Raw genomic sequence first — 10,534 nt, 5'->3', positions numbered from 1 at the left:
TATTTAGCCGCATGGTTCTCTTCCGCACGCTCGAACAGACTGTAATAGGCTTCGCCAAGTKCWGGTTTTGCATTCTTGTAGTATACCTTCGGACCTGCTGTTGCAGGAATCATGTAGATTGAACCATCCGGATTCACCGTATACTCAATCTTTTCACCGTTCARTGTTTCAGTAATCTTCTCTGTTGCTGCTGCTGTTCCATCTTTTTTGATCGGTTTKGTMCGGGCATAGATATGGTCATGGCCTTGTACWACAAAGTCRATTCCGAGCTCTGCCATAATCGGTGCGATTTGGTTTCTTACGCCGTTAGCGCCCATAATATCGCTGTCCGTTGCATGGTTTGAGGTCGTATATGGACCTTTGTGAATGTTGACAATAATCCACTGCGAGCCTGCTGCTTTCGCTGCTTGCACGTCTTTTTTCAACCACTCGACTTGCSCCTCGGAGAAGTTCGCATATTTTGCCGAAGTCTCATTCGAGTTCAGCACAACAAAGTGTGCGTTGCTGTAATCGTACGAGTAGTATGCACCCGTTAACGTTGCAGAGTTCTCTGCTTGCTTGATATTAAAATGCTCGTAGAATGCATTGTTCTTATCTTCATGGTTACCTGCTGATGGTGCAATGGTTGTGTTAAGCAGGCTTTCTTGTGAATGSCCAAGCAGCCAGTTCCACTGCTCTTCTTTTGTGCCTGTATCTACAATATCACCGTTGTGCACCACGAATTGTGCGCTTGGTACTGTAGCAAGTGCTTTCTCCAGCGTCTCAGCTGAAAGCTTCGCCTCATCYTCTTCTTTRGCCTGCGTATCCGCCARGTCGATGAATGTGAATGCTCCGTTTACTGGTGCRGTTTGGAATGTTCCTRCTTCACTCCAAATGTTCAGTGCCGCGTCGCCCACACGGAAATTGTAYGACGTRTTTGCCKTCAAGCCCGTTGCTTCTGCCTTATGCACAAGCTCAGAAGGTGAGTTGGAAGAAACGGTAGAACGCCCTGCAAAATTAATTGCTTTTGTGAAATCTGGCGCTGCGTTCGTTTTCTCTACCACTTGCAGGTCATTGCCTTTAAGAAGCAGTGAAGTGTACCATGCAAAGCCTTTGGAGCTTACTGGATCGCCGTTAAAGGTTACTGTAACCTTGCTTACTTTTTCTTTGCTGTAATCCGGTTTTTCTTCTTTTAGAATACCGAATTGATCWACGATRAATGGTTTTCCGCCATCAATATTACCGTCAATTTCGTAAACAACAGCGGTTAACTTGCCGCCGTCAATGTTAACGCCAACGAAGTTCTGTACCTTTCCACGTGCTGCACTTGTCGTGTCGCCATACTTGCGAGCATGATTTTCATCCGCTTTGTCGAAGAGATTGTAATACGCATCGCCAAGCCGTGCATCTTGGTTCTTGAAATAAACTTTCGCACCAGCTGTAGCTGGAATCATATAAATCGTGCCGTCAGGCTTTACTGCGTATTCAATCGTTTGTCCATTTAGAGATTCTGTAATTTTTTCAACCGATTCTGCAGTGCCATCCTTTTTAATTGGTTTTGTACGAGCAAAGATATGGTCATGTCCTTGAAGCACAAAATCAATACCTAGTTCATTCATGAGTGGAGCGATTTTGTTTCTTACGCCGTTAGCGCCCATAATATCGCTGTCCGTCGCATGGTTTGAAGTTGTATATGGACCTTTATGTATATTAACGATGATCCACTCTGCGCCTGCTGCTTTCGCTGCTGCTGCATCTTTCTTCAACCATTCTACCTGGTCTACTGAGAAATTCGCATACTCAGTTGAGTTCTCGTTCGAATTCAGCACGATAAAATGAGCATTGCTGTAATCGTACGAATAATAAGCACCTGTTACTGTTGCTGAATTTTCAGCTTGCTTCACATTAAAATGATCATAAAATGCGTAGTTTTTATCCTCATGGTTACCAGCTGAAGGTACAATCGTTGTATTCAGCAAACTTGGTTGTGAATGTCCAAGCAGCCAATTCCACTCCTGCTCGGATGTCCCATTCTCAACTACATCGCCATTATGAACGACGAATTTTGCATCTGGCACAGTTTCTAGCGCCTTAGCTATGGTTGAGCCGGAGATTTGCGCCTCGTCCTCTTCCTTCGCTTGTGTATCCGTTAAATCAATAAAGGAGAACGCTCCGCCTGTTGGTGCTGTTTGGAATGTGCCTGTCTCACTCCACAAATTCAACGACTGATCGCCTACACGGAAGTAATACGTCGTGTTTGCTTTCAAGCCCGTCGCTTCAGCTTTATGAACAAGCTCTGCTAAGGAGTTCTTAGCAACGGTTGAACGACCCTTAAATGCCGTTGCGTTCGTAAAATCTGCTGCAGCACCTGTTTTTTCTACCACTTGCAAATCGCTTTGACTTGCGTCAAACGGCGTGTACCATGTAAATCCTTTTGAACTGACGGGATCACCATTGAAAGTGACCGTCACTTTACTTACTTCTACCTTAGGTGCCTCTTGCAGAGCAATCAGCTTCATATCAAAGAAGAGGTCGGAGCTGCCGGCGCTTTGCTGATGAACCTCAACAGCAAGCTCATTGTTACCGTCTTTTAAGGCAGCCTTTAATGGTATTGTTAGGTCTACATCTGGATAAACGACTGGAAGATCCTTATTCGAAGCCGCAAGCGTTTCATAAGAAACTTCGCCTGTCGGCATGCCCAGACGGACAACCTCTACTCCATTTACATAAACCACTGCACCATCATCAATGGCAAATGTAGCTAGCAGCTGTCCATAATGGTCAACGCTGTTCTTATCTACATTCAGATTCGTCCGAAAATATGTCGTCGGAGGTTTTTTACTTTTATTCGTTCCATAATCTACAATTGTTTTCAATGCGCCAAAACCAGTTGCACTAATTATTGCGCCGGAATCCTTATAACCAAGCGGGGCACTGCCCGAGCTCCACGCCGAATCGTCATAAGTAGACCTCCATACTGTGCCTTGATTTATACCTTTATCGTAATATTTCCAAACCGAATTTCCCGGCAGTAACGTCACCGGCTCAGTCGCAGAAGCAGCAGCGACCGGGGATGGTGCGGCTGCTCCGAGCAAACCAAGCAATAATGCCAAGGATAACAGAATAGATAATACCTTTTTGTTGACGTAGTTCATAATAATCTCCTTTGTAAACAATTTTGACAATCCGCATAAACATGACTGCCTCATCATAACAAGAAGATATCATTGCTCTATTATCTCAGGGTGAAGGTATTGTAAATATCGCTGCAACTTTTTTCCATATGGTTCCGTATAGAGAATGCCATTATTCATACAGATAAATAGGAGGACTTTAATTGTCAAACAAACCGGTTGGTGCGGCTGCTATTATCGTTGATTCTGAAAATCGTGTTCTGCTGGTGAAACATAACTACGGAAAATACAATTGGGAAATACCCGGCGGGTTATCCGAACAAAACGAGTCTGCGCAGGAAACGGCGAGAAGAGAAGTATTAGAAGAAACAGGTCTCGAGGTAACCGTAGATCGCTTAACGGGTGTATACTACGAGCCGCATTATGATATGCACCACTTTGTTTTCATTTGCAAAACCGTAAACAATCAAGCCCCTCAGCCTTGTTATAAAGAAATTACAGCCTGCCAGTACTGCCATATTGATGATCTGCCTAGACCATTGAGTGACTTTACTTATAAACGAATCCAAGATGCTTTGAATCCAGATCAGACGGAGAGCTTCCACACGATAGGGCCGAGACAGTGGTTCGAATAAGGAAAGGCTATGAAAAAAGTCGGTGCAGGCGTAATCCCTGCACCGATTTTTTTTCATATCACATTCGATTACACTCCGCTCGTCCGAGCAATAATTTCATCAATAAAGCACTGTAATGTACTTGTTAAATAGGAATCCTTGCGCCGAATAAAAATTGTCGTAATATCACGATATGGCTCAGGTACACTATGACAGTAAACGGTGCCGTTAGCAGCCAAATCAATAATCGAGGATTCGGGAATAATCGTTATGCCTACCCCCGCTGCGACACTGCCAATAATCGTCCCAAAAGTGCCAAACTCCATAATTTGTTTTGGAATTATGCCCTCTACCTTCATCCAGCTTTCCAGTCTCCCGCGGTAACCGCAGCCTTTGTTGTAGAGCAAGAGCGGTTTTGTCGTAATGTCGTCCATCGAGAACGCATCACCCTTTGTCACCAGCACTAGCTTTTCTTGAATAACCTCTACCTGCTCGATTAAGGGATGCCTAATAGGTCCGGTAACAAAAGCGCCATCCAGCTTCATATCCAGAACTTCTTGCAGCAGTTGATCCGTCACTCCGGCTTTCAGCGATAATTCTACATTCGGATACTTGCTGTAATACGACGATAAAATATGAGGAAGCGCGATAACGGTTTCCACAATTCCGATTTCCAGGACACCGGAAGGATTTGTTTTATTGTGAAAGGTACGCTTCATTTCTTCCATTTTGGACAAGATCTCTTTCGAATGCTCGAGCAGACGTTTGCCTTCCGTATTTAAAATCATTCCACGCTTATGGCGATAAAATAACGGCGTATCCAGTTCTTTTTCCAGCAGCTTAATAGTCATTATCGGCTCTATACTTTGCCTCGTTGCAAGTATGTCGTGGGGAGCCATGTTTCCTGTAGCCCACGTTGCTTTACAGCAAATTGATCCATTTTATTTCTCGTTTATTCGCTATTTTGTCGTTGCAATCATTCTGAGCGTGCTCTTGCTAGTGAAAGAGGGTAAATCTGCATTCCGCTTAGAGGGCAGAGGCAAATCTTTATTGTTCTATGGGACAATGGCCTTTACAGTCTACAATATGGCCGTATTCCTTGGACAGCATATGATGGGGGAATCCGGCACCGTCGCTGCTTCCATAATGGAAGTGCTTATGCCGATGATATCTATTATGGTATTGTGGGTCACTAAAAAAACCGCGCCCAAAAAATATATGCTGACGAGTGTAGCCATCGCCCTTGTAGGCGCACTACTCGTCATTACGAACGGAAAATTAGCYTTTTTCATAATGGCTGGTCAACATATGTTCCCGCTCCTGCTCATCTTTACAGGAGTTGTTGGATGGGTGATCTACTCCATGGGCGGTACGCAGTTTAAACAATGGTCCATACTCCGCTATTCCACGTTAACCTGTTTGCTAGGCAGCRCCGTATCTTTTGTTATCGTTACACTTGCATCCACCTTTGGCGTGCTGCCTGTACCCACTTGGGAAACGATACTTTCAATCAAATATGAAATGTCCTTTATGATTCTATTGCCTGGATTAGCTGCTTTGTTATGCTGGAATGCAGGCATCAAATTATTATCGCCGCTAAATGGCATATTGTTCATTAATTTCGTTCCGATTACTACTTTCGTCATTATGGCTTTTCAAGGCTACCACATTAGCGCTTATGAGTTTTTCGGYACCTTGCTCGTCATCTTCGCGCTTGTTCGAAACAATGTGCAGCAGAGAAAAGCAATGAGCAAAGCTAATCCGAGCACTTATGCTGCTCCTCGTCATCCCAATGGTCAGGCTGTCAAAGCTACCCCTTAACCAAACTATAAGATAAATATAAAACAACAACACCACTCCTGATGGAGTGGTGTTGTTTTTAACTTCGTTATTGTAAAGAGAGCGGATGGATAAGCTTGCCGCTTTATCCCGTAATTTTCCTCATCAGCAGTTCAATCGGCCCTCTTGAAAATCTCTTACGCCAAAGCACACTACATAGAATGCTAAATAAGAAAAAACAAAATGAGTATATAGAGGCGAATATCAACGATTGGTTTTCCAATCGATTTAGTGCAATGAGAACACCGATACCAATTACCACATGGCTCACATAATGAGTCAACGTTAACTGGCCTGTTTGTACGATAACGTTTATAAACCAGCTTTTATCGTATTTTTCAGTCAAGAACAGACTTAGAATTAAGAAGGCAATAGCCGAACCCGATGCAGATAATATGTACAAAACATTCGGCAGAATCGGACCTGTGCTGAACAAAAACTTAGCAATTTCGCTGCCCATGCTCGGGATGAACAAATAAGTTAGCATTTTTGACAGCAGCTCCATGGTTATCGTGACACTTGCTCCAATGATCAGCAGCTTCATTCGCAGCGCCTTGTTATGAATATCTATTCTTCCTATTAAGAGTCCGATGATGAAGAAACAAAACCATGGAAATATAGGATGATAGCCATTAAAAAATAAATTGCGAACAAAACCTTCCAACGTCCAAAAATCCACATAATGCATAAACGGTACAGGACCGCCCCATCCTTTAAAGGTATCGAATACAAGCTGAAGGCATTGTGCTGTTATTAATATAGCTGCGCCCAGTCCATACAATATCCTGTCTCTTACCGTAATTAGCACTGCAGCCATGAACAGATAAACACCATAATAATGTAAAATATCACCTGTCCATTCCATAACATATAGCAATAATCCGATTACAAACAAGAACAGCGATCTTTTCCAAATCATTTGGCGAACAACCCTAATCTTTGTTTTATCGTAACTAGCAACAGCTTTCCGAGACATGAGCGAAATGCCTATGCCAGCAAGTAAGACGAATAAAGCCGAGGCTCGTCCTTGAAATAACGAAGTAACAGTAATCAACCACGCAGGGCCATTATGCTCAGCATTTGTAATTACAATAAAGTTTACGATGAGCATGCCGAACAGTGCCCATGCACGGGCAAAATCCAGCCCAATCAATCGTTTACTTACTTCCACTAGCATCACTTCCTTTGAAAACGCCGCTTACAGCCTCTACCCAGATCTGTTTATAATCAATATGTTCAACCAGCATCATAAAGTTGCCAATGTTATCAAGCACTAAGGCAAGCATATGTGCTTTGGCAGCACTCGCCTGATCTGAAACAAGTCCAAAATGTTTAGCTTTCTCCATCAGCATCTCAAAGCCGTGCAAATACCCTTTTTGGATCATAAGCAGCTTCTCGTGATAAAAGGGATACCTTGTTGCCATTAACATATATTCCTGCAATACGCGATTATAATAAGGGTCCTTAGCCTGCTCATCAATCATATGGAGTCCGAGCTTAACTAGCTTCTCCTCAAAATTGTCTTTTGTAAAAGTATCCATTTCAAAAAATGTCGAGAACTGAATCGCGCTGCACAAGTCCTCAAAAATTGCCGCTATGAGATCTTCTTTCGATTTAAAGTAATAATAAATGGACGGCTTAGCTATTCCAACGGCTTTAGCAATCATCGAATAAGTCGTTTTCGTAATGCCCACCTCTGCAAATAGTTGATAGCTCACTTCTTTGATGGATGCCAATGTTTCCTCGCTTTTACTCATTGCAACTCCTCCTATACCTTGAATTTGTTTTAGAATATCACTCTTATTATTATTTTTCAACCTATCGTTAGGTAGAATTTTATGAAAAGTGAGTGATTTACTCATTCTTTTTTATTTACCAATTGTTTTATTTCTAAATATTGACACCACCTATATCGGAGTGATATATTATGGATCGTAATATAAATATGGATATTTATTACACTTACACCCATTCTATCCTAAGTAAAATGACAAGGAGGCACATTTGCTTTGAACAGTCAGGACGTTATTTTAGGCATGCTTATGAGACGATCATTATCCGGTTATGAAATTAAACAATTGTTCGAGGATATTTTCTCTTATTTCTATAGCTCAAGCTATGGAACGATTTATCCGATGCTGCATCGGATGGAAAAAGAGGCATTGATCACGAAGGAAAATGTGCAGCAAGAGGGCAAGCCGAATAAAAATGTGTTCACTATCACAGAGGCTGGGAAAAGCAGATTTTACGAATATCTGCACAGCCCGATGGAAACGGATACGGTCAAATCAGATTTCCTGATGCGGCTTTATTTTGGCCAGCTGGTAGGCAATGACATGGTAGTTATGTGGTTGAAGCAGGCACAAGAGTATACACAGACACAGCTCGATCAGCTGCGCGATAAATACGCCCTATATAAAAGCACCATGCAGCCTGGACATATCATATGCATTGAAATCGGAATTAAGGAATATAGTGCTAAGCTGGAAGCGATCCAAGAGGGGCTGGATCGTATGGATAAATTAGAACAGGAAAAGAGGGTTTAGGATGGAAAAATCACGTTCAAACAATAACCTCATCATTCTTGCCATGGCACTAGGGTTATTAATGGCATCTTTGGACAATACGATTGTAGCCTCCTGCATTAACAAGCTCAGTCAGGACTTTAACATTTTCGATAAAGTCAGCTGGGTTTTTACGGCCTACATGCTGGCAGCAACAAGCACGATGCTCGTGTTCGGCAAGATGTCCGACCTATTCGGCAGAAAAATGTTTTATATGATTGGTATTGGCTTGTTCTTGATCGGCTCCGCCTTATGCGGTATCGCTCAGAGTGCTGATCAGCTCATCTGGTTCCGCGTCATTCAAGGAATTGGCTCCGGCGCCTTGTTCCCAATCAGCTTTACGATTATTTATACGATATTTAAAGACCCGAAGGATGCAGCAAAAATGTCTGGCGTATTCGGTGCGATCTTCGGCCTATCCTCCGTTGCAGGCCCGCAGCTCGGCAGCTTCATTGCTGAACACTTTGGGTGGAGATGGAACTTCTATATCAACATTCCCATCGGTTTGGCATCCATGATTGTTCTGATGATTGCGCTCAAAGAAACACGTTCAGAGAAAAAACCAAAAATCGATTATTTGGGAACATTGTTTTTGATCATTACTACGGTCTCCTTAATGCTGGCGCTCGAATGGGGCGGCAAAAACTACGCATGGAGCTCCTGGCAGGAAATTAGCTTATTCACGATCTCAGCTGTAATCGGCGCTTTATTTATTTTCGTCGAGCTGCGAGCTCCTGAACCCGTCCTTCCACTAAGTATCTTTAAAAATAAGATGGTCTTGGGCACAAGTATTCTTTGCTTCTGCCAGGGCGTCATTATGTTCTCCGCCATTACGTATCTACCTAGCTTTACGGTAGGGGTGTTAGGACATAGCAACTCAAACGGCGTATTGACGCCTATGATGGCCTCGTTAATCGGGGGTGCTATTCTATTTGGTTTCCTGCAATCCAAATTCGCCTTCCGTACACTCATGCTGTTCACTATGCTAATGACTATTATTGTAGCTACGCTGCTTTCTACAGTTAGCGCTCATGCTTCCAGCGGCTATATGATTGTACTTATGATTCTGCTTGGCTTTGGTGCCGTTGGCCCTCTAATGAGTGTCGCACAGAGCTCGATTGCTGCAAACGTTGATCCTAAATATATGGGCGTCAGCTCATCTATCGTCGGCTTCTGGCGCAACATTGGCGGCATATTGGGTGCATCCATTATGGCGACGATTGTGAACAACAACTTGCATCGATTAATTACGGCAGGTGCAGATAAAGCTGGCATTCCTTCTGACAAAATCAATACACTTGCCAATCCGGAACTGCTCATGCGAGCAGGTGGTCAGCTAGATCCGCAAATACGCAAGTTTCTGCAAGAGGCGCTGGCAACAGCGATCAATCACGGCTTTATACTCAGCATTTGTGTGGGCAGCATTGGCTTAATCACCGCTATGTTTGTTGGTGCAAGCAGACTCGGAGCCACAAAAAAAACAACCACCAGCGCTACACACATATAGAGGTAAACGGACATGTAACGGTAATCTGTGATCTGCGATGCAAATTACCGTTGCGTGCATCCTTATTCTTTATCCGTAGGTTTATGTATACMGTCTTCATAAAAGTCAAAGATGAGCTGCTTCTTTGTCCCTCTTACCGCGTAGAAAACGTCAGATATTTTCTTCCCTTTCTTTCTCAGTTCGTTTTCCAGCCATTCCTTCGTCAGCCCATTCTCTTTCATTTCTTTTTCCAAAAGTAAACCATCCATAATCAATTCAATTGGAAACTCCAGCTTGTTTAATTGAAGTTTCATGTCCTTTTTCGTGACAAGCTGATACTCGTCTTTTTTTAATACAGACACCATTCCATTATCCTCAAGAACTGCATATTCAACCTCATCCATATTAAAAATCCCATTTTCTCTTAAAGCTTGATCCAAAGAATCCAAAGTATATCTAACCTTCTTCATATTATTCTCAAGGATTTTTCCGCCTTCAATGAGTACCGTGGGGGAGCCTGAAATCCAGCTTCTTAATTTACGGCTCTTTAAGGCAACGACAGATAACAGATAAGACGTAACCGTCATAACCGCGAGTGACAAAGTAATATGCGACCATTTCAATGTTTCATTGAATGCCAAATTGGCTGCAAGTGCCCCTATCGTAATGCCGGTCACAAAATCATGAAATGTCATGTTGGAAATCGTCTGTTTCCCCAATATTCTAGCTACTAGTAGAAGCAGTAAAATAGCAACAATCGTACGTATTAAAATATCCATATAGGTATGCATGCTGTGATTCCACCTCTACTCTTATTGTTACCCAAGCGATTTGAAAAAAATCATGGAACAGCGTATCATCTTTAAAGTGAACAGATTAGAGACCACTTCTAGTGACGATGAAGATACGTCGCTTTTG

9 protein-coding genes are annotated in these 10,534 nt (G+C 42.8%); 4 read left to right on the top strand and 5 right to left on the bottom strand.

The features are described from left to right. The coding region (locus AB4Z17_RS16320; protein ID WP_441960872.1) for a metallophosphoesterase at window positions 1–3,134 on the bottom strand (3,134 nt) is incomplete at its 3' end. A gap of 182 nt (window positions 3,135–3,316) precedes the next feature. Here AB4Z17_RS16320 and AB4Z17_RS16315 point away from each other — a divergent pair. After that, window positions 3,317–3,748, top strand: a complete 432-nt coding sequence (locus tag AB4Z17_RS16315; RefSeq protein ID WP_441912965.1) for an NUDIX hydrolase — start codon at window positions 3,317–3,319, stop codon at window positions 3,746–3,748. Window positions 3,749–3,816: 68 nt separating this feature from the next. Here the strand turns inward: AB4Z17_RS16315 and AB4Z17_RS16310 are convergent, their stop codons facing one another. After that, on the bottom strand, window positions 3,817–4,578 hold the full coding sequence (locus tag AB4Z17_RS16310) for a LysR substrate-binding domain-containing protein (protein ID WP_441960870.1): 762 nt from the start codon (window positions 4,576–4,578) through the stop codon (window positions 3,817–3,819). On the opposite strand from AB4Z17_RS16310, the gene AB4Z17_RS16305 reads away from it, so the two are divergent. Further along, on the top strand, window positions 4,571–5,548 hold the full coding sequence (locus AB4Z17_RS16305; RefSeq protein ID WP_441960875.1) for a DMT family transporter: 978 nt from the start codon (window positions 4,571–4,573) through the stop codon (window positions 5,546–5,548). The two genes, AB4Z17_RS16310 and AB4Z17_RS16305, sit on opposite strands and share 8 nt — an antisense overlap. A gap of 103 nt (window positions 5,549–5,651) precedes the next feature. Here AB4Z17_RS16305 and AB4Z17_RS16300 read toward each other — a convergent pair whose 3' ends face one another. Together AB4Z17_RS16300 and AB4Z17_RS16295 are read right to left on the bottom strand one after the other, a co-directional pair. Next, complete coding sequence (locus AB4Z17_RS16300; RefSeq protein WP_441960868.1) at window positions 5,652–6,737, bottom strand: DUF418 domain-containing protein; 1,086 nt, start codon at window positions 6,735–6,737, stop codon at window positions 5,652–5,654. Next, window positions 6,724–7,323, bottom strand: a complete 600-nt coding sequence (locus AB4Z17_RS16295) for a TetR/AcrR family transcriptional regulator (RefSeq protein WP_441912958.1) — start codon at window positions 7,321–7,323, stop codon at window positions 6,724–6,726. Before AB4Z17_RS16295 ends, AB4Z17_RS16300 begins: the two co-directional genes overlap by 14 nt. A 252-nt stretch (window positions 7,324–7,575) precedes the next feature. Between AB4Z17_RS16295 and AB4Z17_RS16290 the strand changes: the two genes are divergently transcribed. Together AB4Z17_RS16290 and AB4Z17_RS16285 are read left to right on the top strand one after the other, a co-directional pair. Then, window positions 7,576–8,112: a PadR family transcriptional regulator gene (locus tag AB4Z17_RS16290; protein WP_441960866.1), complete on the top strand. Its 537-nt coding sequence runs from the start codon at window positions 7,576–7,578 to the stop codon at window positions 8,110–8,112. Between the two features lies 1 nt (window position 8,113). Further along, window positions 8,114–9,637 carry a DHA2 family efflux MFS transporter permease subunit gene (locus AB4Z17_RS16285; RefSeq protein WP_441960864.1) on the top strand — a complete coding sequence of 508 codons (1,524 nt, stop codon included), beginning with the start codon at window positions 8,114–8,116 and terminating at the stop codon, window positions 9,635–9,637. Window positions 9,638–9,699: 62 nt separating this feature from the next. Here the strand turns inward: AB4Z17_RS16285 and AB4Z17_RS16280 are convergent, their stop codons facing one another. Continuing rightward, complete coding sequence (locus tag AB4Z17_RS16280; protein WP_441960862.1) at window positions 9,700–10,407, bottom strand: DUF421 domain-containing protein; 708 nt, start codon at window positions 10,405–10,407, stop codon at window positions 9,700–9,702. Window positions 10,408–10,534 lie beyond the last annotated feature (127 nt).

This window comes from Paenibacillus sp. TAF43_2, from assembly GCF_052113545.1.
Classification (GTDB): domain Bacteria; phylum Bacillota; class Bacilli; order Paenibacillales; family Paenibacillaceae; genus Pristimantibacillus.
Note: the sequence above shows the minus strand (reverse complement) of the source record. Positions and strands in the feature narration are given on the sequence as shown.